This is a genomic window from Olleya namhaensis (assembly GCF_900114005.1).
GTDB classification, from domain to species: domain Bacteria; phylum Bacteroidota; class Bacteroidia; order Flavobacteriales; family Flavobacteriaceae; genus Olleya; species Olleya namhaensis.
The window spans coordinates 1-25,386 of record NZ_FORM01000003.1 but is presented as its reverse complement, the minus strand read 5'-3'; the positions used below and the strand labels follow the sequence as shown (position 1 = coordinate 25,386).

The 25,386-nt window shown below is 32.0% G+C and carries 24 protein-coding genes; 9 read left to right on the top strand and 15 right to left on the bottom strand.

Features of this window, described 5'->3' with window-relative positions; translation table 11 throughout:
• Nucleotides 1-14: 14 nt before the first annotated feature.
• On the bottom strand, nucleotides 15-1,073 hold the full coding sequence (locus BMZ09_RS05745; RefSeq protein WP_090838399.1) for a transporter: 1,059 nt from the start codon (nucleotides 1,071-1,073) through the stop codon (nucleotides 15-17).
• A gap of 109 nt (nucleotides 1,074-1,182) precedes the next feature.
• On the opposite strand from BMZ09_RS05745, the gene BMZ09_RS05740 reads away from it, so the two are divergent.
• From BMZ09_RS05740 to BMZ09_RS05725, 4 genes are read left to right on the top strand one after another with little or no spacing between them, the layout of a single operon-like run.
• Nucleotides 1,183-1,425 carry a DUF4834 family protein gene (locus BMZ09_RS05740; RefSeq protein WP_090838397.1) on the top strand — a complete coding sequence of 81 codons (243 nt, stop codon included), beginning with the start codon at nucleotides 1,183-1,185 and terminating at the stop codon, nucleotides 1,423-1,425.
• A gap of 30 nt (nucleotides 1,426-1,455) precedes the next feature.
• Nucleotides 1,456-3,894 carry a YfhO family protein gene (locus BMZ09_RS05735; protein WP_090838395.1) on the top strand — a complete coding sequence of 813 codons (2,439 nt, stop codon included), beginning with the start codon at nucleotides 1,456-1,458 and terminating at the stop codon, nucleotides 3,892-3,894.
• A gap of 36 nt (nucleotides 3,895-3,930) precedes the next feature.
• Entirely contained in the window at nucleotides 3,931-5,214 is a 1,284-nt protein-coding gene (locus BMZ09_RS05730) for a glycosyltransferase family 4 protein (RefSeq protein ID WP_090838393.1), read from the top strand.
• Between the two features lie 29 nt (nucleotides 5,215-5,243).
• On the top strand, nucleotides 5,244-6,695 hold the full coding sequence (locus BMZ09_RS05725) for an oligosaccharide flippase family protein (protein ID WP_090838390.1): 1,452 nt from the start codon (nucleotides 5,244-5,246) through the stop codon (nucleotides 6,693-6,695).
• Nucleotides 6,696-6,766: 71 nt separating this feature from the next.
• Here BMZ09_RS05725 and BMZ09_RS05720 read toward each other — a convergent pair whose 3' ends face one another.
• The gene (locus BMZ09_RS05720; protein ID WP_090838388.1) at nucleotides 6,767-7,942 is read right to left on the bottom strand and encodes a hypothetical protein; all 1,176 of its coding nucleotides are present in this window, start codon (nucleotides 7,940-7,942) and stop codon (nucleotides 6,767-6,769) included.
• 163 nt (nucleotides 7,943-8,105) lie between these two features.
• Nucleotides 8,106-8,768: a hypothetical protein gene (locus BMZ09_RS05715; protein ID WP_090838386.1), complete on the bottom strand. Its 663-nt coding sequence runs from the start codon at nucleotides 8,766-8,768 to the stop codon at nucleotides 8,106-8,108.
• Between the two features lie 205 nt (nucleotides 8,769-8,973).
• On the opposite strand from BMZ09_RS05715, the gene BMZ09_RS05710 reads away from it, so the two are divergent.
• Nucleotides 8,974-10,023, top strand: a complete 1,050-nt coding sequence (locus BMZ09_RS05710) for a DUF3667 domain-containing protein (protein WP_090838384.1) — start codon at nucleotides 8,974-8,976, stop codon at nucleotides 10,021-10,023.
• Nucleotides 10,024-10,158: 135 nt separating this feature from the next.
• Here BMZ09_RS05710 and BMZ09_RS05705 read toward each other — a convergent pair whose 3' ends face one another.
• Both BMZ09_RS05705 and uvrA read right to left on the bottom strand, forming a co-directional pair.
• Nucleotides 10,159-10,731 (bottom strand): hypothetical protein, encoded by a 573-nt coding sequence (locus BMZ09_RS05705; protein ID WP_090838382.1) that lies wholly within the window; start codon nucleotides 10,729-10,731, stop codon nucleotides 10,159-10,161.
• 25 nt (nucleotides 10,732-10,756) lie between these two features.
• The gene (gene uvrA / locus BMZ09_RS05700; RefSeq protein WP_090838380.1) at nucleotides 10,757-13,540 is read right to left on the bottom strand and encodes an excinuclease ABC subunit UvrA; all 2,784 of its coding nucleotides are present in this window, start codon (nucleotides 13,538-13,540) and stop codon (nucleotides 10,757-10,759) included.
• Nucleotides 13,541-13,774: 234 nt separating this feature from the next.
• On the opposite strand from uvrA, the gene BMZ09_RS05695 reads away from it, so the two are divergent.
• Both BMZ09_RS05695 and BMZ09_RS16145 read left to right on the top strand, forming a co-directional pair.
• Nucleotides 13,775-14,359 carry an RNA polymerase sigma factor gene (locus tag BMZ09_RS05695; protein WP_090838943.1) on the top strand — a complete coding sequence of 195 codons (585 nt, stop codon included), beginning with the start codon at nucleotides 13,775-13,777 and terminating at the stop codon, nucleotides 14,357-14,359.
• Between the two features lie 56 nt (nucleotides 14,360-14,415).
• Nucleotides 14,416-14,571, top strand: a complete 156-nt coding sequence (locus BMZ09_RS16145) for a hypothetical protein (RefSeq protein WP_177183509.1) — start codon at nucleotides 14,416-14,418, stop codon at nucleotides 14,569-14,571.
• Between the two features lie 126 nt (nucleotides 14,572-14,697).
• Here the strand turns inward: BMZ09_RS16145 and BMZ09_RS05690 are convergent, their stop codons facing one another.
• Together BMZ09_RS05690 and BMZ09_RS05685 are read right to left on the bottom strand one after the other, a co-directional pair.
• Nucleotides 14,698-15,099, bottom strand: a complete 402-nt coding sequence (locus tag BMZ09_RS05690) for a GNAT family N-acetyltransferase (RefSeq protein WP_090838378.1) — start codon at nucleotides 15,097-15,099, stop codon at nucleotides 14,698-14,700.
• 38 nt (nucleotides 15,100-15,137) lie between these two features.
• On the bottom strand, nucleotides 15,138-15,785 hold the full coding sequence (locus tag BMZ09_RS05685; protein ID WP_090838375.1) for an endonuclease III domain-containing protein: 648 nt from the start codon (nucleotides 15,783-15,785) through the stop codon (nucleotides 15,138-15,140).
• A 35-nt stretch (nucleotides 15,786-15,820) separates the two neighbouring features.
• Between BMZ09_RS05685 and bcp the strand changes: the two genes are divergently transcribed.
• Nucleotides 15,821-16,276 carry a thioredoxin-dependent thiol peroxidase gene (gene bcp, locus BMZ09_RS05680; protein WP_090838373.1) on the top strand — a complete coding sequence of 152 codons (456 nt, stop codon included), beginning with the start codon at nucleotides 15,821-15,823 and terminating at the stop codon, nucleotides 16,274-16,276.
• Nucleotides 16,277-16,347: 71 nt separating this feature from the next.
• On the opposite strand, the gene BMZ09_RS05675 is transcribed toward bcp, so the two are convergent.
• From BMZ09_RS05675 to gcvT, 6 genes are all read right to left on the bottom strand, one after another.
• Nucleotides 16,348-17,067, bottom strand: coding sequence for a YebC/PmpR family DNA-binding transcriptional regulator (locus BMZ09_RS05675; RefSeq protein ID WP_090838371.1), 720 nt, complete (start codon nucleotides 17,065-17,067; stop codon nucleotides 16,348-16,350).
• A 138-nt stretch (nucleotides 17,068-17,205) separates the two neighbouring features.
• Nucleotides 17,206-19,251: a carboxy terminal-processing peptidase gene (locus BMZ09_RS05670; protein ID WP_090838369.1), complete on the bottom strand. Its 2,046-nt coding sequence runs from the start codon at nucleotides 19,249-19,251 to the stop codon at nucleotides 17,206-17,208.
• A gap of 17 nt (nucleotides 19,252-19,268) precedes the next feature.
• Complete coding sequence (locus BMZ09_RS05665; protein ID WP_090838367.1) at nucleotides 19,269-19,562, bottom strand: 4a-hydroxytetrahydrobiopterin dehydratase; 294 nt, start codon at nucleotides 19,560-19,562, stop codon at nucleotides 19,269-19,271.
• 25 nt (nucleotides 19,563-19,587) lie between these two features.
• The gene (locus BMZ09_RS05660; RefSeq protein WP_090838365.1) at nucleotides 19,588-20,418 is read right to left on the bottom strand and encodes a sugar nucleotide-binding protein; all 831 of its coding nucleotides are present in this window, start codon (nucleotides 20,416-20,418) and stop codon (nucleotides 19,588-19,590) included.
• Nucleotides 20,419-20,434: 16 nt separating this feature from the next.
• Nucleotides 20,435-21,349, bottom strand: coding sequence for a glutaminase (locus BMZ09_RS05655; protein WP_090838362.1), 915 nt, complete (start codon nucleotides 21,347-21,349; stop codon nucleotides 20,435-20,437).
• A gap of 6 nt (nucleotides 21,350-21,355) precedes the next feature.
• On the bottom strand, nucleotides 21,356-22,426 hold the full coding sequence (gene gcvT / locus BMZ09_RS05650) for a glycine cleavage system aminomethyltransferase GcvT (RefSeq protein WP_090838360.1): 1,071 nt from the start codon (nucleotides 22,424-22,426) through the stop codon (nucleotides 21,356-21,358).
• 260 nt (nucleotides 22,427-22,686) lie between these two features.
• Here gcvT and BMZ09_RS05645 point away from each other — a divergent pair, with 260 nt between their 5' ends.
• A complete protein-coding gene (locus tag BMZ09_RS05645) occupies nucleotides 22,687-23,322 on the top strand; it encodes an SDR family oxidoreductase (protein ID WP_090838358.1) in 636 nt (211 codons plus the stop codon).
• Nucleotides 23,323-23,541: 219 nt separating this feature from the next.
• Here the strand turns inward: BMZ09_RS05645 and BMZ09_RS05640 are convergent, their stop codons facing one another.
• Together BMZ09_RS05640 and BMZ09_RS05635 are read right to left on the bottom strand one after the other, a co-directional pair.
• On the bottom strand, nucleotides 23,542-24,432 hold the full coding sequence (locus tag BMZ09_RS05640; RefSeq protein WP_090838357.1) for a tetratricopeptide repeat protein: 891 nt from the start codon (nucleotides 24,430-24,432) through the stop codon (nucleotides 23,542-23,544).
• Between the two features lie 91 nt (nucleotides 24,433-24,523).
• On the bottom strand, nucleotides 24,524-24,910 hold the full coding sequence (locus BMZ09_RS05635; protein ID WP_090838354.1) for a hypothetical protein: 387 nt from the start codon (nucleotides 24,908-24,910) through the stop codon (nucleotides 24,524-24,526).
• Nucleotides 24,911-25,386 lie beyond the last annotated feature (476 nt).

The following is a 25,386-nucleotide window of genomic DNA, read 5'->3' as shown; positions in this document are numbered from 1 at the left end:
TAAAAAAGAAAGGGTTAATTTTCGTCATCGAAATCAATTTCTTGAGTTTCTTTTTTTCGTTTTCCTGAATCTTCTGGAGTATCAGGGTCTCCATCTTTTTTCTTCTTCTTTTTCTTATTTGCTTTTCTTTCGTATTCTTCTAAAACATCAGTACCATTGTCTTTGTCTACTTCAGGGTCTTTATGAAAATCTAAACGGTAAGAAGCACCAATGTTTACTCCAAATACAGATGGTGTATCTTTAGTATTAAAAGTCACAGCTGTATCTAATTGGAAATCTTTATTCCATAAATAGGCGCCACCAAACCTAAATAAGTTATCTGCGTAGTAGTCACTTTTAATCCCTTGCGTTTCTCCAAATAACACCCATTGTTGATTAATGGCTTTAGTTAATGTTACTATATATTCAAAATCAGAAAAATCTGATCCAATTCTGTCTTTAGAAAAATTGGTTACTAATACCCATCCACTGCTAAAGTTGTTTTGAGTAGCAATCATTACTTTAGGTGTAAAACCACCTTCGTAATTAGGGCTTGTAAACGGGTTGCTATAAGGAACATAACTGTTGTTGTCAGCATCATAGTTAACTCCCACATATACGGCAACTGCTGGTATTAAATTACTCCATTTAAATTTCTTGTTTGCATGGTAGCTATATAAATTCGGTTTTTCTTCACCTCTTTTTTTATAAGGATCGTAAACCAAATATTTAGCACCAACTGTCAAATATCTAAAATTAGCACGGTCTGATTCTACAGGAAATGCAGAAGAGCGGTTATCAGTAAAGGTGTCATTTTGGTAACTTCCTTCAATATTTAATTCTAATTGCTCCCAAACCAAACCATAACGTGCCGCAAAGTCAATTCCAAATCCTGAAACTTCATTTTTTAGTGGCGTATGTTCTTCTTTAACTATATAAGGACCAACTTCTAGTTGGGCTACATTTTTTCCTACAGCAAAAGCACTTCTAGATACTCCAGGTCTGTTAGAATTTATGACATCTGTATATTGGGCAGTAGCAGTGATACTTGCTAATAGCAGAATATACTGCAATATTAATTTTGGGTTAAGCATATATTATTGTTTAAAGTCAAATATAAGATTTTATATTTTTTTTATGTATTTAAAACTTAATTTAAAACTGAAGAATTGTATTTTTGTTTTATAACAACTTTTTTTTCACATGAAATTTATATTATACATATTATTATTTTATTTCGCCTTAAAGTTTTTGTCAAAGCTTTTTGCACCTGCGCTTTTTAAATATGCAGTCAAAAAAGCGGGTCAACGTTTTAATGGCGGTTTTAACCAACAAAAAGCAGAACCAACTACAAAAGAAGGAGAAATATCTATAGATAAAATGCCTAATAATAAATCTTCAAATAAAAATGTAGGGGAGTATGTAGATTACGAAGAAATTGAGTAATTTTCAACCTCATACTTTTTAAAATCATTTATGCAATTTTCGTTAAAAAAAATCTTACCACATCTTTTAGTTTTGGTAGGATTTATTGTTTGCTCTTTAGCCTATTTTAGTCCTGTTTTACAAGGTAAAGTTATTTACCAAAGTGATATTGTGCATTACACCGGAATGGCTAAGCAACAAAAGGATTTCAAAACCAAAACAGGTGAAGAAACATATTGGACTAACAGCGCATTTGGAGGTATGCCAACCTATCAATTAGGAGCAAAATACCCACACAATTATATTAAAAAATTAGACTTATCCTTACGGTTTTTACCAAGACCTGCGGATTATTTGTTTCTATACTTTTTAGGTTTTTATATTTTACTTTTAGTATTAAAGGTAGATTGGAAACTTGCTGGACTGGGGGCACTAGCCTTCGGTTTTTCTACATATCTGATTATAATTCTTGGTGTTGGACATAATAGTAAAGCACATGCTATTGCTTATATGCCATTAGTTTTAAGTGGTATTTTACTAACATTTAGAGGTAAGTTTGTTGGGGGTTTCTTGTTAACAGCAATTGCTATGGGCTTAGAGTTGGTGGCTAACCATTATCAAATGACCTATTATTTGCTTTTATTAGTGTTGGTATTGGGTATTGCTTATTTAGTAGATGCTTACAGAAAAAAAATGTTGCCACATTTTTTCAAAGCGGTTGGTGTCTTATCGGCAGCAGTAGTGTTGGCAATAGGTTTAAATGCTACAAATATATTAGCTACGCAAGATTATGTTAAGGAAAGTACACGTGGTAAAAGTGCTTTAACCATAAACCCTGATGGCTCTAAAAGAGAAAGCAGTAATGGGTTAAGTAAGGAGTATATCACAGAATATAGTTATGGAAAACTTGAAACTTTTAACTTATTTATTCCAAGATTTTTAGGAGGAGGTAGCGGTGAAGATGTTGGAGAAAACTCTGCTGTATTTAAATATATAGTGGCGCAAGGTGTACCTGCCAGTAATGCTAAAGAATATACAAAAAGCTTGCCTACGTATTGGGGAAGTCAAACCATAGTGGAAGCGCCTGCTTATATTGGAGCAGTGGTTATCTTTTTGTTTGTACTTGGTTTGTTTTTAGTCAAAGGACGCTTAAAGTGGTGGCTAGTTGGCGGTACTATCTTATCGTTATTATTATCGTACGGAAAGAATTTAGAGTTTTTAACTGACTTATTTATAAATTTTGTACCACTATATAATAAGTTTAGAGCAGTTAGTTCTATACAAGTTATTTTAGAATTATGTATTCCCGTTTTAGCTGTATTTGCTTTGGTTAGACTGTTTAATGACGTTGTTAAAACAGAAGAAAAAGTAAAGGCTTTAAAATATACGGTATTTATTACCGGAGGGTTATCCGTTTTATTTTTGGTTGCTAAAACCATTGGTCTTTTTGATTTTGTAGGCGGAATGGATGGACGCATTAGAGAAGGTAATGGTCAAGCGTTTTTAGATGCGTTAAAAGTCGATAGAGCTAGCTTTTTTACAACAGACACACTTAGAACGTTGCTATTTGTTTTGTTAGCTGCAGGTGTTATTTACTTATTTTTAAAACAGAAATTAAACGAAACCAAAGTCATTATTATTTTAGGACTTTTAATTGTTGTGGATTTAGTTAGTGTTGATAAGCGTTATGTAAATAATGATGATTTTGTGTCTAAGTTCCAAATGGAACGTCCTTACGAAGCTAATAAAGCCGACTTACAAATATTAAAAGACAAGTCTAATTATAGAGTATATGATATGACGTCTGGCGGTGCAAAAACCAGTTATTTTCATAATGCTTTAGGAGGATATCATGCTGCCAAACCAAAACGTTTTCAGGATTTATATGAATTTTACATCTACAAAAACAATATTAATGTATTAAGTCTGCTTAACGCGAAATACATTATTGGTGCAGGTGAAGATGAAAAACCATTTCCTTACGTTAATAATGATGCAAACGGAAACGCATGGTTTGTTTCAAATCTTGAAAAAGTAGCTTCAGAAACGGATGAGTTATTGGCTTTAGAGTCTTTAAAATCAAAAGAAACAGCTGTGTATTCATCAGAATTTAAAGGGAAAACTAATTTACCTAAATCATTTACAACGGATTCTTTAGCTTCGATTAAAGTAAAAGCGTACGCTCCCAATCTAATTGAATATAGCTCTGAGAACAGTAACAATGGTTTTGCAGTGTTTTCTGAAATGTATTATGCTAATGGTTGGAATGCTTATATAGATGGGCAATTAAAACCACATTATAAGGTAGATTATGCTTTACGTGGTATGGAAATCCCTAAAGGGAAACACACCGTGACTTTTAAATTTGAACCTCAAGTGGTTAAAACGGGAGGTACTATTGCTTTGGCTAGTTCTGTGTTATTAGCTTTGCTTGTACTTGGAGGTTTGTTTTTTGGATATAAAAATTATCTAGGAAACCAAAAGGATTAATACGTCAAGGCATAAATTCCGCGAAAGCGTTATATAATGAATAAAAAAAAAGTACTTATAATTACTTATTATTGGCCACCAGCAGGAGGTCCAGGCGTACAGCGGTGGTTAAAATTTGTAAAGTACTTACCAGAATTTAATATAGAACCTATTGTATATTGTCCGTCAAACGCTAGTTATCCTATTACAGATGCTAGTTTGGCTGATCAGGTTAATCCTGATTTAACAGTTATTAAACAACATATTAAAGAGCCTTATAAGATAGCGCAATTGTTTTCTAAGAAAAGTAAAACGATTAGTAAAGGGATTATTGCCGAAAAGGAAAAGCAGAGCTTAATGGAGCGTTTGATGCTATTTGTAAGAGGTAATTTTTTTATTCCTGATGCGCGAAAAAATTGGGTAAAACCGTCTGTTAAATACTTGTCAACTTATATTAAAGATTTTAATATAGATACGATTATTACAAGTGGTCCACCGCACAGTTTACATTTAATAGGTTTAGAATTACAGCAAAAATTAGACGTGACTTGGATTGCGGATTTTAGAGATCCTTGGACAACTATTGGCTACCATAAGCAACTAAAATTAACGTCTGCATCTAAAATTAAGCACAAGAATTTAGAAAAAAAAGTACTTAATAATGCTAATAAAATTATAGTAACTAGTCCTAGCACTAAGGTAGAGTTTGAGCAAATTACAACACAGCCTATTCAGGTTATTACCAATGGTTATGACCATGAAAAAGTAACAACATTTGGATTGGATAAAAAGTTTACACTCTCTCATATTGGTTCGTTATTATCAAAAAGAAACCCTGAAGTATTGTGGAAAGTATTGCGTGATTTAATTAATGAAGATTCAGATTTTGCATCAAATTTTCAGTTGAATTTGGTTGGTGCTGTTGGTAAAGAAGTGCTTCAATCTATTGAAATTAACGATTTAACTAACAGTTTAAATAACATTGGTTATGTTTCACATAGTGAAGCAATTATGTTTCAGAAAAAGTCGCAATTATTATTATTGATTGAGATAGATTCTGAAATTACTAAAGCAATAATACCAGGTAAGTTATTTGAGTACATGGTTGCTAATAGACCTATAATTGCATTAGGCCCAATTGGTGCAGATGTGGCTTCTATTATTAAAGAAACTAATACAGGACAGTTTTTTAATTACCAAGATTACGATGCTTTAAAGTTGACTATAAAACAACATTTTGAAGCCTTTAAAAAAGGAGATTTAAAAACAAATCCAATTGGTTTACAGAAGTATTCTAGACAACAACTAACCAAGAATTTAGCACAGTTTATAAATCCTTAATACCTTAGGGTTTTAATATCTTTTAATTTATGGGAATAGTCATTAATCAATCTATAAAAAACACTATTGTCACGTACTTTGGTTTTGGAGTAGGCGCTATTAATGTTATTTTTTTGTACACTCAATTTTTAACGGAACAGTATTTTGGTTTAATAACTTTTATATTGTCTACCGCTAGTATATTAATGCCATTTATGGCATTTGGAGTACATAATACTATCGTTAAGTTTTATTCGTCGTTTAAGACAAGACAATCGCAAAATAGCTTTTTAAGTTTGATGTTGATACTGCCTTTGTTTCTTATTATTCCTTTAGGTTTACTGACGCATTTTGCTTTTGATGTGATTGCGAATTGGCTATCTAAAAAAAATGCGATAATAAAGGATTACACGTGGTTAATTTATGTGTCTGCAGCTGCATTTGCTTATTTTGAGGTGTTTTATGCGTGGAGCAAAGTGCAGTTACAAAGTGTTTTTGGTAATTTTATGAGCGAAGTCTTTCATAGAGTAGCAACCTCTATTTTATTAATAGCACTTTATTTTGGTTATCTAACGGTAGACCAATTAATTTATGGGATTGTTATAGTATATATAGCGCGTGCTTTGATAATGAAATTGTATGCTTTTAGCTTGAGAATGCCTAGTTTTAAATGGACTAAAATCCCTAATTTATCTAGTATTTTAAAATACTCTGCTTTAATTATTATAGCAGGCTCTGTAGCTAATATTATCTTAGAAATAGATAAGTTTATGTTAGGACAGTTTCAAGCGCTTAATAATGTAGCTTATTATGGTGTAGCAATCTATATTGCTACGGTAATTGGTGTGCCAGCAAGAGCAATGCACCAAATAACTAATCCTTTAACTGCAAAATTATTAAACGAAGGACATAAGGAGGAATTAAAGACCTTGTATCAAAAAACGTCTATCAACTTATTTATTATAAGCGGTTTTATTTTTTTGTGTATTATCATAAACATATCCAAGTTATATCTTTTGATTCCTGAGAATTATAGCGAAGGGTTTCTTGTGGTGTTAGTTATTGGTTTAGCTAAGTTGTCTGATAACTTAATAGGAAATAATAATGCTATTTTGTTTAATAGCGATTATTATAGGGTAGTGCTAGTATTTGGTGTAATGTTAGCAATATTGACCGTGGTTTTAAACTTAGTATTTATTCCTATATATGGAATTAACGGAGCAGCTTACGCGAGTTGTATCACGATATTTACTTATAATATTATTAAACTTAGCTTTGTGTATCGTAAGTTTAAAATGCATCCTTTTACAGGTTTAACACTAAAAACGTTGCTTTTAATTACGATTTGCGGATTAGCTTTATTCTTTTGGGAGTTTTCGTGTCATCCGATTTTGGCTATTTTGTTAAAAACAATGCTACTTAGTATTGTATATGGGATTTCTGTTTATAAATTTAATTTGTCTGAGGATATTTCTAAACTATTAAATAAGTTTATTCCATAAAAAAATCCTACTTCCAGTTGCTTTAGGGCAAACAACCGTTTGTAGGATTCTAATCTTGTAACTATTCTATGTTAATTTCTAGACCTTGTACTTCTTGTTTTAGAAGATGTACTTCTAGAGCCTGTTGTTCTTGGTTTAGAAGTCGTTTTTCTAGTTGTTGTCGTTCTAGTATTACTTCTATTTGATTTTGTACTTACTGTATTTCTTGTTCTAGGTTTACTAGTTGTTGTACTATTGTTTCTAGTTCTAGGCGTAGAGGTTGTTGTTTGGTTCCCTCTTGTTCTAGGCGTACTAGTTGTAGTGCTATTATTTCTAGTTCTAGGCTTAGAGATCGTTGTTTGGTTTCCTCTTGTTCTAGGTGTACTAGTGGTAGTATTATTGTTTCTAGTTCTAGGCTTAGAGTTAACTGTTTGATTCCCTCTTGTTCTAGGCGTACTAATCGTAGCATTGTTATTTCTAGTTCTAGGCTTTACAGTAGTATTACCTTTTGTTCTAGGTGTTACTTTGTTATTTCTTGTACGTGGTGTACTGTTTGCTCTAGGTGTTCTTCCTTCGTTTCTAGAAGCTAAAGCTCTATTTCTAGTAATTGTGTTTCCTCTTCTGCTAGCAACCGCTGTTCTACGTCTATTGTTGTTTACATAAGGTCTATCATATCTGTATCTAGTAGGTGTGTAATTTTGTCTGTAAGGTGTAGAGTATAATACACGGTAATGTATTGAAGGTAATACATAATATGCATGCCATGATCTGTATACATATGCTCTGTTATACACGTTAATAAATCCTGTACAGTGAGAATAACGGTTGTATCGGTTATAGTGTACATATAATCCACCAACACGGTTTACATATCCTCTGTTGTTATAGTTTATATAAACATTTCCAACTTGACTTACACGACCATAATAGTCATAGAATACTGGAGTGTTTTCTACTTGTATAATAGCTCCAAATTCGTCATACTGCACATACGCACCATAATCGTAACCTGTATTAAAGCTAATACTTGTGTTTCTGTTATTTACGTCTACGTTAACTTGTGGTCCGTAATTTGGCATGTAGAAGTCAAACTGCCCATCAGCATAAACAGAAAATTCTATTCCTGCTTCTTCAAATATAAAAGAGTTACCATAACCTCTAACGTAAGAGTTGTTAATAACACCGTTATCTACAGTGGTATTTGTGTCTGCATTAACAGTAAATCCACTAAGGACTAATGCTGTTAATAAAAGGAATATGTTTTTCATAATGTATTGTTTTAAGATTGAACAATTAACTAATTACAAGCATCGTGCCAAAAATCAAAAACCTAGTAATAGTAAGGGGTTTAGGTGTCTTGTTTTAATTTTATCACATAAAAAACCCCGTAAATAAAAATTTACGGGGTTTATCTTTAGGGCAAAAAAGATATTATTTTCTTGTTTTAACAACTTTAGTCTTTTTAGTTTTTACACCTTTTTTATAATAGTAGTTATCATCATTAGTATTATAATCATTGTATGTATTATAATCTACAGTGTTATTATGGTGTTGACCACCATAGTTACTTGTATTTGCTCTATTAACATGACCAATGGTTTTAATTAAATGCCCATGTCTGTTGTATTTTAAACGCATGCTTCCAATTTGACTAACTAAACCTTGACGGTTGTAGGCGATATATACAGATCCTAAACGTTTGATTTGTCCGGTTCTGTTATAGTTTAAAAACACATGTCCAATACGTCTTACTTTACCATCACGATCATGTGTTACAATCATACCTCTGTCTCTAGGGGTAGAATAGGTAACTTGTGTTCCTGGTGCACCATAAGTTGTATTTACAGATCTACGATTTGTAGTGCTACGTCTGTAATAATTGTCACCTTGTGTTTGTTCTAATTGTGTATTAAAATCAAAACTTCCGTCAGGAAAAATTAAAAATTCTACACCACGCTCTACAAACAATATTGGTTGTGCGTAATAATTTCTGTTTAATACTAAATCTTCACCTTGCGATGCAGATTTAGTTTCTGCTGTTACGGTAGTTAATCCAATTAACATACCTGTAAATAATAGTACTAATTTTCTCATAGTATTAAGGATTTAGATTTTGCCTACTAATTAAGCGTTTCGGCATTCGCTATATTGATTAGATAGTTTCAATAGCTGTGCCAAACTTGTTAAACGTTGGTTTTACTAGTGTTTCAAACCGTTTAAAGACATGGTTTTATTCTTGATGTAAACCAAAAAGTATTAAAAAGAATGCTATATTTACTATCGTAAAAACCAACCACCAATGTCTTTAAAGTATAACACGTGTAAAAATTGCGAGAGTGATTTTAAATCTGGATTTGATTTTTGTCCGCATTGCGGAATGAAGGATAAAGAGGATTTAACGCTTGGAATTTTGTTTTATAATACTTTAAACAACTATCTACTATGGGATTCTAAATTCTTCAAGAGTTTTATACCCTTAATGACTAAGCCGGGTTTTTTACCAAATCAATTTATAGGAGGGAAGCGTTTGTCTTTTTTGCATCCCGCCCAATTGTACTTATTTATAACATTTGTATTTTTCTTTTTGTTTTCTTTTCAGATGAACAAAGTAGAACAAGACCTAAATGAAGGTTTTAAAGCCGAATCAAACAACGTATTAAATCAGATTCAAACTAAGGATGTAGATTCCGTTAAAAGAGAAGAAATGCGTACCGCATTAATTAAAAACAAAACACTGACTAGAATGTCTGATAAAGCGATTGACTCCATAGTCTCTCAAAAGGATATTAAGTCAAATAATTCCGTATCCTTTGGATATAATACTCAAGAAATAGATGCTCTACTAGCTGCAAATGCCTCTAATGACACTATTTATAAAGCAATGGGAATGGCCGACAATCCGGGTTGGTTTGACAAGATGTTGTATCCTCAAATGTTAAAATTTCATAAGGACAGAAAAGCAGGTTCGATATGGATCTCTATGATAAATGCCACACCAATTGCATTATTTATATTGTTACCTATTTTTGCTTTATTTCTAAAGTTGTTTTATTGGAAAAAAGGACGCTATGCTTATCATTTAGTATTTTCGTTCTATTTTTTCGCTTTCATTTTTATGGTGTTTAGCATCTTATTAATTACCAACCTTATTATAGATGTCCCTAGTTGGGTTAATTTGTTGATTACGCTATCTGTTTTTATCTATTTTGTAATTGCTGTCAAGCATTTTTACAATCAACGTTGGCGCTATAGTATACTAAAAAGTGGTGTTATTTCCTTTGTGTTTTTGGCAATATTGGTTCCTATTGCTTTTGTGGTGTTAGCGTTTGTTTCTTTTTTGTTTTATTAAATCAAAATTTAAATAGGGAAGTAGTATTCTAATTTTTTTTCGGTTAAACCGAAATTAAAAGCCTTATAAATAAAAAGGTATAGACTTAATGAAGCTGCTTTTTTGGGTTACAACTATTGTTTGTAAACCGAAACACTAAGACGTTGCATGCCAAATAGGAAGGTTAAAATGTTTGCTTAATACTTCAGCATCAATAATAATAGTTTTTAGTTTGCCATGATCCACCACATTAATTCGTGAAGCATCTTTTAGTACTAAATTAAGTTCAAAGCTTTTGTAATTACCATTCTCACCAGATATAGTTTCGCCAATAATCTGTAAAGCAACAATGTTTGATAATACAGTACTTTTCTTTGAGCTGTGTTTATTAAATCCGCGATAAAAACGATTGGAATGTTTATTAAAAACAATGGGCGAAAAATAAGAAATCAGTAAATAGTTACCTGCAATAAAAAACATAGTTCCTACTAATGTTACAAGACTAAATATAAAGTCAAAATTTTGAGTCTTTATATACAAGGCAATACCTGCGTACAAAAAGGCATAAGCAACACTAACAAATAACAGTGTAAATAGGGCAAAGCCTAAAGATGGCTTAAATTTAAACCCATTTCTAGTCTGAGACAAAACATGTGTTTCAAAATTAGCACCTCCACTTACTGCGGGTTTTGTAGATACCTTTTTTTTGATAGGTTCTAAATCACCCATTTAACGTTGTTAACTGTAATGTTTATTATAGTTTGTCTTTTAAATATTGCGCAGTAACACTAGCTTTTACCTTTATAATCTCTTCAGGTGTTCCAAAAGCGACTAATTTACCACCATTTTCTCCACCTTCAGGACCTAAATCTATAATATGATCTGCACATTTAATCAATTCTAAATTATGCTCCACAACAATTATAGAATGTCCTTTAGCTATTAAAGCATAAAAGGATTTTAATAATTTCTGAATGTCATGAAAGTGTAAACCTGTTGTAGGTTCGTCAAAAATAAATAAGGTTTTATCTTTTGTGTTTCCTTTACCTAAAAAAGTAGCTAGTTTAATACGTTGTGCTTCTCCACCTGAAAGGGTAGAACTGCTTTGGCCTAAAGCAACATAACCTAATCCAACATCTTGCAATGGTTGTAATTTATTTTTGATTTTAGAAACGCCATTTTTATCAAAAAAGGCAATAGCATCATCAATAGTTAAATTTAAAATGTCATCAATGTTTTTATCTGCAAAAGTGACTTCTAAGACCTCCTTTTTAAAACGTTTTCCTTTACAAGTTTCACATTCTAAATGGACATCAGCCATAAATTGCATTTCAATAGTCACTTCACCTTCACCTTTACAGGTTTCGCAACGTCCACCATCCACGTTAAAACTAAAGTGTTTAGCTGCATAATTACGGATAGTACTTAGTTTTTGTTTAGAATATAACGCTCTGATGTCATCATAAGCTTTAACATAAGTCACCGGGTTTGATCTAGACGATCTTCCTATAGGGTTTTGGTCAATAAATTCGATGTTTTTTACAATACTATAGTTTCCTTTTAGTTCTGTAAACTGTCCTGCTTTATCACTAAAACCAGTTAAGTGTTTTTGTATTGCCGGAAATAATATTTTTTTAACCAATGTACTTTTTCCACTTCCAGAAACACCAGTAATAACTGTTAGCATTTCTAATGGAAAAGAGACATCTATATTTTTTAAATTATTTTCTCTAGCACCAATAATATCAACACTATATTTACTAGTACGACGTGTTTTAGGCACTTCAATTTTTAGGGTTTCATTTAAATATTGTGCGGTTAAAGAGTTTGATTTTAGAATATCAGCATACGTACCAACTGCAACAACTTCTCCTCCTAAAGTACCAGCTTCAGGACCAATATCTATAATTTGATCCGCTTCCTTCATGATATCTTCATCATGTTCTACCACAATTACAGTATTTCCTAAATCACGGAGTTGTTTTAAAACTTGTATCAAGCGTTCAGAATCTTTTGGGTGTAAACCAATACTAGGTTCGTCCAATATATACATAGATCCAACTAAGCTACTACCTAAAGAGGTTGCTAGATTTATACGTTGGCTTTCTCCTCCGGAAAGGGTATTAGATTTTCGGTTTATTGTCAAATAATCTAATCCTACGTTATGTAAAAAGCTAAGTCTGTTTCTAATTTCTATTAATAAACGTTCTGCAATTTTTGCATCGTAGTCGTTTAACACGATCGTATTAAAAAACACAGCCAATTTATTTAAAGGTAACTCTACTAATTCCGTTAAGGTTGCATTACCAACTTTAATATAGTTAGTTTCTTGTCTTAATCGTTTTCCGTGACATACTTTACATTGTGTTTTACCTCTGTATCGGGATAACATCACACGGTTTTGAATCTTGTAAGCCTTGCTTTCTAACTCTGCAAAAAAGCTATTTAAACCTTCAAAGTATTCATTTCCTTCCCAAATTAAGGCTTTATGTTCTGCGCTTAATTCAAAATATGGTTTATGAATTGGAAAATCAAATTTATGCGAGTTGTTAACCAATTGGTCTTTATACCAACTCATACTGTCACCACGCCAAGGAAAAATGGCATTTTCATAAACAGAAAGTGCTGTGTTTGGCACGACTAAATCGTCATCAATACCTATCACATCACCATAACCTTCACATTTAGGGCATGCACCATAAGGGTTGTTAAAACTAAATAAATGTACGTTTGGCTCTAAAAACAGCACGCCATCTAATTCAAATTTATTACTAAAATGACGGGTTGTATTATCAGCTAACGTTTCTATATAACAATTGCCTTTACCTTCAAAAAAGGCAGTTTGTATGGCATCTGCTAATCTGTTATAAAAATCCTCATCGTCTTTTGTTACAATACGATCTACTACCAAAAACAAATCTTTGGTTGATGTTAATTCCTTAGCATCGTCTATTCTTATAACTTTATCTTTTACTTTAATTCTGGCGTAACCTTGCGCATTTAATGCACTTAATTTATCTTGTAATTCACGACCTTCTTCTAAAACTAAAGGCGCTAAAAGCAGTAGTTTTTCGTTTAAACCTAATCCTTTTATATAATTTGTAACGTCTGTAACAGTATCTTTTTTAACTTCTTGACCAGAAATAGGAGAGTAGGTGCGTCCAACTCTTGCAAAAAGCAGTTTTAAGTAATCATAGATCTCAGTAGTTGTTCCAACCGTAGATCTAGGATTTGTACTATTTACTTTTTGCTCGATTGCAATTGCAGGCGCAATACCTTTAATATAATCTACTTTAGGTTTGTTTAGACGACCTAAAAACTGTCTAGCATAACTACTTAAACTTTCTACATAACGACGTTGCCCTTCGGCATACAAGGTATCAAATGCTAAACTTGACTTTCCAGAACCTGATAGTCCTGTAATAACAACAAGTTTGCGTCGTGGTATTACAACATCAATATTTTTAAGATTGTGCAGTTTTGCACCTTTTATAATAATGTTTTCTTTTGGATTTACTTCAGAAAGCGGTGTAGTCATAGTTGTTTTTACGTCTAAAACACAAAGATAACACAAGTTGAGCACCTTTTAAATAGGTTTATTGTGCAATAAAATGTTAAAAAAAATGTTTTTTTTTGCTTTTACGGAATGATTGTTGTTATATTTGGAACATATCATATTATTAACAAAACTTTATAGCCTATAGTATAACATTACTTTTTAATTTATAAACCCCAGACCAAAACCTGCTTTTGGTGCTTAAAAGTAATGATTATGCAAAAAATAACCATAACGGATGCTATCCTTGTTAGTAACTATATTAAAGGAGATGAGTCTTCTTTAGAGATTCTTATTAAAAGACACAAACAACGTATTTACAGTTTTATCTATTCTAAAGTATTTGATAGAGACATCGCAGAGGATGTTTTTCAAGATACCTTTATTAAGGTTATTCGTACCTTAAAAAGAGGTAAGTATAATGAAGAAGGTAAATTTTTACCATGGGTTATGCGTATCGCACACAACTTAGTTATTGATCATTTTAGAAAGAATAACAGAATGCCAAAATTTGATAATTCAGGTGATTTTGATATCTTTTCTGTAATTAGTGATAACTCTTTAAACGCTGAAAAAGTGATGGTTAAGGAGCAAGTCGAAGCAGATGTACGTCGATTAATAGATGAGTTACCAGAAGATCAAAAAGAAGTTTTGGTTATGCGTATGTATAATGATATGAGTTTTAAAGAAATATCAGAACGTACAGGTGTAAGTATTAATACCGCTTTAGGGCGTATGCGTTATGCATTAATTAATATGAGAAAAGTAATTGAAAAGCATAATATTGTTTTAACAAATTAGAAATGCAATAAATCAATTGATTGCTCGTTATCTGTATATACCTTAAACATATATACATGGCGAAAATTTACTCTGAACATTCGAATACCCCAAAAAAACAAAACTTTAAAATAGAACCAAAAGCAGAAACAATTAGTTTTATTTTAAATTACTCTAAGGCTTTAAGTGTTATAAATTATAAAAATTTGAAGTTTGAAGCACTTCAAAACTAAACTTTGAAAACGTCCTGATAGTCTCAGGACGTTTTTATTTTTAAGGCATTTTAGTAATTAACCTTAATGAAAATGAATTATTGTACTTTTTCAGGACCTATTATATCAGAAAAAATGTGATTATAATTATTCAGTTCGCGGAATTATAAAACCATTTTTAATAGTATCAAAACCTATTTTTGGATAGTATTCCATTGCTAATGGTGCCGAAAGTAAAATTAGCGTCGTTTGTGGTCCAATCTCTTTTTTGGTAAGGTTTATTAGATGCTTACCAATACCTTCTTTTTGATATTCGCTATTTACCGCTAAATCTGATAAATAACAGGCATAGCAAAAATCTGTTAGTGAGCGTGCTATTCCTACCAATTCGTTGTTTAACCAAGCAGTTATAATTAGATTAGAATTTTTATACATTTTTGAAATCCGATTACTATCGTTGGTAGGTCTTGTTATTCCTGAGCTATCATAAAGTTTAATTATCTCCGATGTGTTAGGACGTATTCCGATTTTGAATTCGATATTTTTCATGTGTTACAAATGTTTTTCAGCTTATTAATCTATCAGTTCTACTTATAATAATCTTTTAAAACGGTAGCACGACCAATAGTTTTGGTAATAATATCTTTTTCTAAATCCCAACCTCTAGCAGGAGAATACTCGCGTCCATACCAAATAATTTGCAAGTGTAAATCATTCCAAGTGTCTTTTGGAAATAAGCGCTTGGCATCTTTTTCTGTTTGTTGTACGTTTTTACCGTTGGTTAAATTCCAACGGTACATAAGTCTATGTATGTGTGTATCCACAGGAAAAGCAGGTACACCAAAAGCCTGACTCATAACTACACCAGCTGTTTTATGTCCAACAGCGGGAAAGGTTTCTAATGCTTCAAAAGACTGTGGTACAATACCGTTATAGTCTTCGACTAACATTTTTGATAACCCGTAAATACCTTTACTTTTCATTGGAGACAAACCACAAGGTCTAATAATAGCTTTGATTTCTTCCACACTCATTTTTATCATATCATACGGGTTATCTGCTTTGGCAAATAATAACGGTGTGATTTGATTAACTCTAACATCTGTACATTGTGCAGATAGCAATACAGCAACTAATAAGGTGTACGGATCTTTGTGGTCTAACGGAATAGGTATTTCTGGATAAAGTTTATTTAACGTATTTATAACAAAATCTACCTTTTCTTGCTTAGTCATTAGTCGTATTTTTGAATGAAACCAAAATTACAACTATGAATACATTAAAACAAGGCGATAAAGTACCAAATTTTACAGTAAATGATCAAGATGGAAATCCAGTGTCATTATCGGATTATAAAGGCAAAAAACTAATTGTTTTCTTTTATCCAAAAGCTAGTACGCCTGGTTGTACAGCCGAAGCTTGTAATCTAACAGACAACTATACACTGTTACAAGATAAAGGTTATGAGATTTTGGGGGTAAGTGCAGACTCAGAAAAAAGACAAACTAATTTTAAAAACAAATACAGTTTCCCGTTTCCGTTATTAGCGGACGAAGAGAAAGAAGTTATTAATGCTTTTGGTGTTTGGGGTTTGAAAAAATTTATGGGTAAAGAATATGATGGCATCCACAGAAAAACCTTTTTGGTAGATGAAGATGGAGTAGTAGCCCATGTTATTGATAAAGTAAAAACTAAAGATCACGCAGCACAAATTTTAGAGCTGTAGGATTATAATTTAAGTATAAAAAAAGCGACCATGAGGTCGCTTTTTTTGTTGCTATAAGTTTGAAAGAACACTTATTCTGTAGTTTCTTCCATAGTATGATATACGTTTTGCACATCATCATCTTCTTCTAATTTTTCTAATAATTTTTCAATATCTGCTGCTTGTTCCGGTGTTACTGCTTTTGTAACTTGAGGAATACGCTCAAATCCTGAAGATAATATTTCGATATCACGACTTTCAATTTCTGCTTGGATAGCTCCAAAGCTTTCAAAAGGCGCGTAGATTAAAATACCATCATCATCAGCAAATACTTCTTCTGCACCAAAATCGATAAATTCTAATTCTAACTCTTCTGGGTCTAAACCTTCAGCATTTACTCTAAAGTTACACGTGTGGTCAAACATAAATACTACAGAACCTGACGTCCCTAAACTACCATCACATTTATTAAAATAACTACGCACATTTGCAACTGTACGGGTGTTATTATCTGTTGCAGTTTCTACCAATACAGCAATACCATGTGGTGCATAACCTTCAAATACAACTTCTTTAAAATCACCAAGACTTTTATCACTTGCTTTTTTAATAGCACGCTCTACGTTGTCTTTTGGCATGTTCACTGCTTTGGCATTTTGGATAACTGCACGTAAACGTGAGTTACTAGCTGGATCTGGTCCACCTTCTTTAACCGCCATCACAATATCTTTTCCTATGCGTGTAAAGGCCTTGCTCATCGCAGACCAACGTTTCATTTTACGTGCTTTTCTAAATTCGAAAGCTCTTCCCATGGTTATATATGTTTTTAAATTTCCGCTTAAGCGAAAACTAAATAGTTAAAATTAATTTTACAATTACAAATTTAAAAAAACTTTTACTTTTAATTTAATCTTTAGACAGGTGTCTACGTAATTAGTTTGCTTTTATTACTAATTTTTAAGATTAAGTAGGTCTTTTAAAATTGTATAAGATTCTGCAATATAAATATCTTTTGATAATTGCGTGATTATATCCGCATTTAAGGTTTGATTTTCTTTATTAATATCTAATAATTTTTGTGTTGCTTTAGTATTAGACACTTTAATTAATGGTAAATCGTCTTGTTCAGGAAAAATCTGAAAATATAAGTCGCTCTTAGTTTCTCTGGTTTTTTTTATACCTTCTAACGTCAGTTGATATTTTTCTCCTTTTTCAAAAATACTGGCTCTTAATTTTAGGTTGTTTTTAGCAATGTCTTTAAAATTAATGTTGTTGGCTAATCGCTGCTTATTATTACTAAATATAGAGGCGTAATCTACTGTTTTAAACGGTCTAAATCCCATTTGAGGCGTAACTGTATCTTTGGTTAAAGCATAGTCTAAATACCCTTCTCCGCTATCTAAATTATCATAAATAGAAGGGAGTTTTATATCCGGAATTACTCCAGTTGCCTGATGACTTTGGCCTGTGATACGATAAAATTTTTCGACAGTAATTTTGCAAAACCCTAAATTGCCCGTGTCATCTAAAGCAAGGATACTTTGCGCACTGGATTTACCATGTGTTGTAGAACCTACAATTAAAGCACGATTATAATCTTGCATTGCAGATGCAAAAAACTCTGATGCAGAGGCGCTATAACTATTAACCAGTACTACGACAGGTTTGTTAAAAAACGTACCACGCTTACTATCTCTAATGGTGTAGGTTTCTTTTAAGTTAGTTTCAATAATGGTTATTGGACCTTGATCTATAAACATGCTAACAAGTTCCATTGCTTCTTGCATGGATCCGCCACCATTAAATCTAAGATCAATAAGTAATGCGTCAATATGTTGTTTTTGTAGTTTGTAAAGTTCTTTAGCAAAGTCAGAGGATATACCACGACCGTTTAGAGACTCGTCATTAGTATAAAAACTAGGTATCTTGATATATCCTAAATCTTGATTTTCGCCAAGTAAATAGCCTTTAATGGCATTGTCTTCTACTTTAATTTTGGTTTTAGTTATGGTAATGGTTTGTTCTGTTCCGTTTTTCTTTTTTACTAAAAAGGATACTGTTTTATGGTCTTCTTTATTACTAAATGCTTCGATCTCATGATTAGAAATACAAAACGTATTTAAGGTAACGCCATTAGCGGTTAATGACATGATGATATCGTCCGTTTCTAAGTTTCCGTTATTAAAAGCTGCGCTTCCTGGTGTGATTTCTGCTATAAAAATCTGACCTTCTTTATTTTTTTCGGTAGTAATACCAAAAGACAATTGATTACTAGATAAGGAGGTTTCGTAAATTAATTTTTCAGTAGGATTAAAAAACACCGAATGTGGATCGTGATACTCTAAATAAGCATTAATAAAGGCATCTTTTACATAACGATCAATACCACCGCTGGTGTTGGTAAACTGCTCAATTTTGCACAGTTGATTTTTAATAACATCCAATCTAGCGTTAACTTCCAGAGTTGAAAAGTTAGATTTAATAACTTCTATAGCGTCATTACTATCCAATAGGTTGGCAATAACCTTATAGGCTACTAATTTTTCAAGCATTTTTTGTAATCCCTGATAATCTTTGGGGTAAGTGATAAATTTTGAAGGCGAATATTGTAAGGTTAGCCCTCCAGAATAATCAGGAACAGTTGTGTTTAATTGCTCTAAAATAGTTTTAGTGTCGTTAATACGTTGTGATAATACTGTTTTATAAGTGTCTAAAAAGTCGCAATTATCAGACAGTAAATAATTATCAAATTGCAGTTGATCTGATTTAAATTGGTCAATATCTGTTTTTAAAAAGTAATCCTTATCAGGATCTAAGCCTTTTAAAAACAGATTAAAAACACCTTTTGATAAACTATCATTAATCACTTTTGGTTGGTAATGGTTATTTTTTACCAACTGTTTTACAGCCACTAACTGCTTACAAAATATAGAATCTGATTGCGCCAAACTGACGCTAGTACTTAATAGAAAGAGCAGGAGAAGGTGTTTATACATTTGGGGCGTTTAAACGGTTAGTCTTCGTCTTCTTCAACAATATGCTCAATAGCTAATGCTAATTTAAAATCTTTATCAGTAACGCCACCTGCATCATGCGTTGTTAAAATTATTTTTAAAACATTATACTCGTTAGTCCATTCTGGATGGTGGTTTAATGCTTCGCACTCAAAAGCAATTCTGCTCATGGCACTAAAACAATCTTTGAAATTTTCGAATTCAAACTCTGCATGTATTGCATTATCAGCATAGTCCCATTCTGGTAATCTTAATAAACGTTGTTCAATTTCAATAGGGGTAAGTGTAGACATAAATTTTTATTTAAAAATAAGACATTTATACTTCTAATTCTGTTAAAATATCATGACTTAATAGCTCTAAATTTTTTGGAAGCGCATTTGTTTTAGATAGTACTGCTAAATAACGGTCGTCATTAGTAGTAAACACTTGCTTAAACACTGGGTTTATAACACCTAAAGACGCTATTATTTCTTTAAAAAAGTCGTCATGATGCACTAAATCTGTACTTCCAAGATGGAAAATACCGGATTTTTTTTGATTGATAATATAATGAATTTGTTGTGTCACCTTTGTATCTGTAGTGACATTCATTATTAAATTCGGAAAAACTTCAATGGGTGATTTTTCTTTTAAAAAAAACTTTATTTCTTGTATTCTTGGGGATTGCGCTCCAAAAACCATGGGTAATCTTATTATTGCGTAGTTGCGTTTAGGCAAGCGCAGTAGCATGTTTTCAATCTTAATTTTAAAATGACCATACATACTATGGCTTAATGTTTTATCATCTTCATAACTAGGATACTTACTATAAGCATCAAAGACATTTGCAGAAGATAAAAAGATAAACTTACTATTATTAGCCACCACATATTCTGCAATATGATGATGCGCAATAACTTGTGCCGAAAAATTACCACGTACTGCCGAGATTATAATTGTAGGTTTTACAATCTCTAGAATTTCGAAAATATCATCCTCTTCCATATTATATTGGAAGTAGTGCTGATTTTTACTAAACGCTTTATTATCTACACAATACGTCCCGTAGGTATTAAAATAGCCACACAACTCTTTATATAAAGCTTGTCCTATAAACCCACTAGCGCCAAGTATAAGTATGCGATGTTTGTTATTTATCGTTTTCATTTAAAGACTATAACGTTTAGAAAATAGATAAATTGGTTTGGGTAGTAAATTGTTCTAAAGCTTGCATTCCAATTAAAGAGTTTCCTTTAGCATTTAGTCCTGGAGACCATGTAGTAATTACAAATTTATTTGGTAGAAGCGCCACAATACCGCCACCAACACCACTTTTACCTGGTAGACCGACTTCAAATGCAAACTCGCCAGATTCGTCATAAAAGCCACAAGTCAACATAATAGCATTGATCCGTTTGGCTTGACTAACGGTAACATGTTGTTTGTTATTAACACATTTTCCGCTGTTAGCAAATACATAAAACGCTTTAGCGACTTGCGCACAAGTCATCTCTAAAGCACATTGATGAAAATAAAAGTCCAAGACCACCTCCACATCATTATGCAAGTTGCCAAAAGACTTTAGTAAGTTGGCAGCCGCATAATTATTATAACCAGTAAGCTTCTCTGAAGCCGCCACTTTATAATTGTAGTTTATGGACTGATCATTACTAATATCTCTAACGTACTGTAAAAAGTCTGCTTTTGGATTTTTAAATTGTGTACATAATATATCTGCCACAACAATAGCACCAGCATTTATTAAAGGATTTCTAGGTATTCCGTTTTCTAATTCTAATAACGATAAATGGTTAAATGGGTTTCCAGAAGGCTCCACATCTACACGGGTCCATAAGTTGTTATCTTCAAACGCTATGGCTTTAGATAAGGTTAGAACTTTAGATATACTTTGTATGGAAAACGGGACATTAGCATCTCCAGCCATAAATGTACGACCGTCCATGTGCTGCATAAAAATACCAAAGTGATTAACATCCTGTTTTGACAATTCAGGAATATAAGAAGCAACAACACCCTTAACAACTTCGTTTTTTAAGTCGCTATGGATGTTGTTTATAATAGTATTAAAGTCTAGCATAAATAATTACGCTTTGTAAAACGGAAGTTTTACTACCGTTGCTGGCACTGCGTTTTTACGGATTTGTATGTTTATTTTGCTGTTTACATCAGTAAATACGGTTGGGACATAACCTAAGCCAATACCTTTACCCAACATTGGAGACATTGTACCAGAAGTAACAACACCAATCTTTTTACCTTGACCATCTACAATATCATAACCTTGTCTTGGTATACCACGTTCGTCAAGCTCAAAAGCGACTAATTTACGGTCTACACCACGACGTTTTTGATCCTCTAAAGCTTCACTATTAGTAAAAGTTTTACTAAACTTAGTAACCCATCCTAAACCAGCTTCAATAGGTGATGTTGTATCGTCAATATCGTTTCCGTAAAGACAGTACCCCATTTCTAGACGTAAGGTATCACGTGCAGCTAAACCAATAGGTTTAGCACCAGCTTCAGTTACCTTATCCCAAATTTGTTTAACCTCGTCATTTTTACAATAAATTTCAAAACCACCACTTCCAGTATAACCAGTTGCAGAGATAATAACATTGTCAATACCTGCAAAATCACCAACTTCAAAGTTGTAAAATTTAATAGCAGATAAATCATGACTAGATAACGCTTGCATTTTTGCTACAGCATTAGGACCTTGAATAGCTAAAAGCGAATAGTCTGCAGACAAGTCGCGCATATCCGCATTCACTGTGTTTTTAGAACTAATCCAATTCCAGTCCTTTTCAATATTACTAGCATTAACAACTAATAGGTATTGTTCCTCTTTTAGTTTGTAAATAATCAAATCGTCAACAATTCCACCATCATCATTTGGTAAACAAGAATATTGCGCTTTACCAATAGTTAATTTAGTAGCATCATTACTACTTACACTTTGGATTAAAGCTAAAGCGTTAGGACCAGAGATTAAAAATTCTCCCATGTGTGATACATCAAATACACCACAATCTTTTCTTACGGCTTCATGTTCGATATTTACACCATCATATTGTACAGGCATGTTATAACCTGCAAAAGGAACCATTTTTGCACTTAGTGCTTCGTGAGTTGCTGTTAAAGCTGTGTTTTTCATTCTTAATATATTTTTGATTTTACCGTCAAGCGGAAATGATTAGCAATTGTCTAACAAAAGTATTGAAAATTATCGAGTTGCTTTTTAGTAATAGAAATAATATCAAGTTAAAATTTATAATCGAAGCATGTCCCGTTTAGAAGTATTTCAAATGTTAAAAAAATTAGTAGTTGCTTGTAAAACCAAGTGTTTTCTATTAAACTAAAGTTAAACCAATCCTTGAAATTTGGTAAGCGGGTGTGTAGCTGTTATCTTTAAGTATGGAAAATATATTAGTAGCAGGTGCCAACGGTACCACAGGAAAAAAAATAGTAAATCTTTTAAACGAATCTCAGTATTTTAACCCAATTGCAATGGTTAGAAAAGAAGAGCAAGTCGCTTATTTTAAAGCCAAAAATATTGATACGGTTTTAGCAGATTTAGAACAAGACGTTTCTGTAGCTTTTAATAACACTATAGACAAGGTTGTTTTTGCTGCAGGATCTGGAGGAAAAAAAGTAGTGGAAGTAGATCAAGAAGGCGCAAAGCGTCTAATTGATGCATCTAACAAAAACAATGTCAAAAAGTTTGTGATGTTAAGCTCAATGGGAGCAGACCATCCAGAACAAGCAGAACAACTACAAGCGTATTTAAAAGCAAAACATAACGCAGACAAGTATTTAAAATCAAGCGGATTAAATTATAGTATTGTTAGACCAGGATCTTTAACTAATGGCGAATTAACTAACAAAATACAGTTAGACACTAAGCTAAATAAAAGTGGAGACATTAGCCGAAACGATGTAGCTCAAACCTTAGTTAGATCTTTAAATGACGATGTTGCAAATAATGCCACTTTCGAAATTTTAAAAGGAGACACCTTAATTGGCGATGCCTTAAATACATTGTCTAAATAGAATAAGAATTTCTTGTTTTTAAGATATTTGATTAATAAAAAAAGCTACCGTTTGGTAGCTTTTTTTTTGTTTTCGGGTTTAAAATAACGTGTTCGTGTAAGGATAGTTGCGTGGTTAAACAACTAACTTAGTAAAAATGAACCAAACCAGAGGGAAATCCGCAGGATTTTCCGAGTAGGCAAGAACCAAGCAATTATTTTTACACGTTGTTATGCTTTGTTATTTATTCTGTTCAATTATTGTTTTGGCATTCTTATTTTTAGAATTAAGCTCTAATGATTTTTTATATGCTTTTATACCTTCTTCTTTTTTCCCTAATAGCAAAAGACATTCTCCATAGCTATCATATGTGTTAAATCCATTTGGATAAAGTTCTGTATTGAGTTTAAATATTTTTAAGGCTTCTTTGTTTTTTCCTTGGCCGATTAAGCTATAACCAAAACTATTAATTCCACTTTCGGATATGTCAAATTCAGAGTCTGTTTTATTCTGTGATTTAATGATTTTAACTACATTATCAATAGATTTTCCTTGTACCAAAAGTTCAGATATTTTTTTTCTATTCATACGCTTAACTTTCTCTCTTTGTTCTGCTAAAGTTTCTACGCCATATTCAATCCTTTTTTCATCCGAAATTTGAGTGGTATCAATTTTTCTTAATTCCCAAGGTTTACCTCTCATTCTGAAATATTGAGTTCCATAAATTTGAGGTTTATTTCTACTTATTAAATTTCGGTCAATTGCGGCAGCCAATAGCCATTTGTTTGCTGTAGAATCTAATTCAATAGATTTACGCATTAATTTTACAGCCATTCCATATGCAACAGAATCACCTCCGTGTTGAAAAATCATTGCAGCATTGTGATAATCTTTTGAAGTTCGCACTTTATTAGAGTCCAATAATTGATAAATTCGAACTTCCCTTAGGCTATCATTTTTTGATACAACACTCCAATCTATGTTTTCTATTCGTCTATCAGCTTGGTCGTTTTTGTAGATTTCAATTAGTTCAGTATTGTCCGTTAAAGGTGATTCAGAAATTTCTTTTTCTTTGTTCGTTTTACAAGAAGTAAGTACAAGAATTAAAATAATTGAAATAATGTTTTTCATATGAGTGATTTTTAAAAAAGCATAACGGTGACGTATAAGAATTGTGCTTGTTTGATTTAGGAATAAACTTACGCATTATTTTTATACAATGTTAGCATACGTTTTTTTCTATTAGCAAAAATATAGCTGTAATTATAAAAATCGGAAAGCTCCCAATATTTACGCTATACCAACCATAATATCCTTTATTTTTTAAATCTCCATTGTTCTTTATCCAAATTCCGTCTGACAATCTTCCCCATTGCATTTGAAAAGCTTCTCTTTTAAAAACTTTTTTATAAAACTCAATAATCCCTTTTGAGATTAACAAAGTCAGAAAAGGTGAAAAAGTCAGAAGAGTGCAGTTAAATGGACAGAAATAAGTCCAATTCATTAACTCCATTATAATTCCAAGAAATCCAATTAAGAAAGTAATTTTTAAATATCGTTTATAATATTTGTCATCTTTTAGGTCTTCCGTAAATGTTATTATTACCATACTAAAGAGTTGGTAAATTATAATAATTATATAAAAATATACTTCGGAAAGTGTCATTTTCAATTGTAGGCTAACTTAAAACTGATCTAAATCGTTTTTAATAAATTATATCAGTAGTTATTTTAAATTCGAAGGTAATGGTTTTATTTTGTAAAGTCAAGGCCTTATTGCATTGTAATAATCTAAAAATTAAACTCAAACCTTAGTTAGATCTTTAAATGACGATGTTGCAAATAATGCCACTTTCGAAATTTTAAAAGGAGACACCTTAATTGGCGATGCCTTAAATACATTGTCTAAATAGAATAATGATTTCTTGTGTTTAAGATATTTGATTAACAAAAAAAGCTACCGTTTGGTAGCTTTTTTTTTATTTTCGGGTGTCTAGTCCTGAAATATGGCTACAGGTTAAAATTGAATTTAGGCTGATAATTTGTATACCATATTAGGTGTTTTATAGTCTAAAGATAAATGTA

What these genes read in the sequence shown, in the direction of transcription:
- BMZ09_RS05745 (WP_090838399.1), bottom strand. Translation starts at nt 1,073, where the DNA reads ATGCTTAACCCAAAATTAATATTGCAGTATATTCTGCTATTAGCAAGT.
- BMZ09_RS05740 (WP_090838397.1), top strand. Translation starts at nt 1,183, where the DNA reads ATGAAATTTATATTATACATATTATTATTTTATTTCGCCTTAAAGTTT.
- BMZ09_RS05735 (WP_090838395.1), top strand. Translation starts at nt 1,456, where the DNA reads ATGCAATTTTCGTTAAAAAAAATCTTACCACATCTTTTAGTTTTGGTA.
- BMZ09_RS05730 (WP_090838393.1), top strand. Translation starts at nt 3,931, where the DNA reads ATGAATAAAAAAAAAGTACTTATAATTACTTATTATTGGCCACCAGCA.
- BMZ09_RS05725 (WP_090838390.1), top strand. Translation starts at nt 5,244, where the DNA reads ATGGGAATAGTCATTAATCAATCTATAAAAAACACTATTGTCACGTAC.
- BMZ09_RS05720 (WP_090838388.1), bottom strand. Translation starts at nt 7,942, where the DNA reads ATGAAAAACATATTCCTTTTATTAACAGCATTAGTCCTTAGTGGATTT.
- BMZ09_RS05715 (WP_090838386.1), bottom strand. Translation starts at nt 8,768, where the DNA reads ATGAGAAAATTAGTACTATTATTTACAGGTATGTTAATTGGATTAACT.
- BMZ09_RS05710 (WP_090838384.1), top strand. Translation starts at nt 8,974, where the DNA reads ATGTCTTTAAAGTATAACACGTGTAAAAATTGCGAGAGTGATTTTAAA.
- BMZ09_RS05705 (WP_090838382.1), bottom strand. Translation starts at nt 10,731, where the DNA reads ATGGGTGATTTAGAACCTATCAAAAAAAAGGTATCTACAAAACCCGCA.
- uvrA (WP_090838380.1), bottom strand. Translation starts at nt 13,540, where the DNA reads ATGACTACACCGCTTTCTGAAGTAAATCCAAAAGAAAACATTATTATA.
- BMZ09_RS05695 (WP_090838943.1), top strand. Translation starts at nt 13,775, where the DNA reads ATGCAAAAAATAACCATAACGGATGCTATCCTTGTTAGTAACTATATT.
- BMZ09_RS16145 (WP_177183509.1), top strand. Translation starts at nt 14,416, where the DNA reads ATGGCGAAAATTTACTCTGAACATTCGAATACCCCAAAAAAACAAAAC.
- BMZ09_RS05690 (WP_090838378.1), bottom strand. Translation starts at nt 15,099, where the DNA reads ATGAAAAATATCGAATTCAAAATCGGAATACGTCCTAACACATCGGAG.
- BMZ09_RS05685 (WP_090838375.1), bottom strand. Translation starts at nt 15,785, where the DNA reads ATGACTAAGCAAGAAAAGGTAGATTTTGTTATAAATACGTTAAATAAA.
- bcp (WP_090838373.1), top strand. Translation starts at nt 15,821, where the DNA reads ATGAATACATTAAAACAAGGCGATAAAGTACCAAATTTTACAGTAAAT.
- BMZ09_RS05675 (WP_090838371.1), bottom strand. Translation starts at nt 17,067, where the DNA reads ATGGGAAGAGCTTTCGAATTTAGAAAAGCACGTAAAATGAAACGTTGG.
- BMZ09_RS05670 (WP_090838369.1), bottom strand. Translation starts at nt 19,251, where the DNA reads ATGTATAAACACCTTCTCCTGCTCTTTCTATTAAGTACTAGCGTCAGT.
- BMZ09_RS05665 (WP_090838367.1), bottom strand. Translation starts at nt 19,562, where the DNA reads ATGTCTACACTTACCCCTATTGAAATTGAACAACGTTTATTAAGATTA.
- BMZ09_RS05660 (WP_090838365.1), bottom strand. Translation starts at nt 20,418, where the DNA reads ATGAAAACGATAAATAACAAACATCGCATACTTATACTTGGCGCTAGT.
- BMZ09_RS05655 (WP_090838362.1), bottom strand. Translation starts at nt 21,349, where the DNA reads ATGCTAGACTTTAATACTATTATAAACAACATCCATAGCGACTTAAAA.
- gcvT (WP_090838360.1), bottom strand. Translation starts at nt 22,426, where the DNA reads ATGAAAAACACAGCTTTAACAGCAACTCACGAAGCACTAAGTGCAAAA.
- BMZ09_RS05645 (WP_090838358.1), top strand. Translation starts at nt 22,687, where the DNA reads ATGGAAAATATATTAGTAGCAGGTGCCAACGGTACCACAGGAAAAAAA.
- BMZ09_RS05640 (WP_090838357.1), bottom strand. Translation starts at nt 24,432, where the DNA reads ATGAAAAACATTATTTCAATTATTTTAATTCTTGTACTTACTTCTTGT.
- BMZ09_RS05635 (WP_090838354.1), bottom strand. Translation starts at nt 24,910, where the DNA reads ATGGTAATAATAACATTTACGGAAGACCTAAAAGATGACAAATATTAT.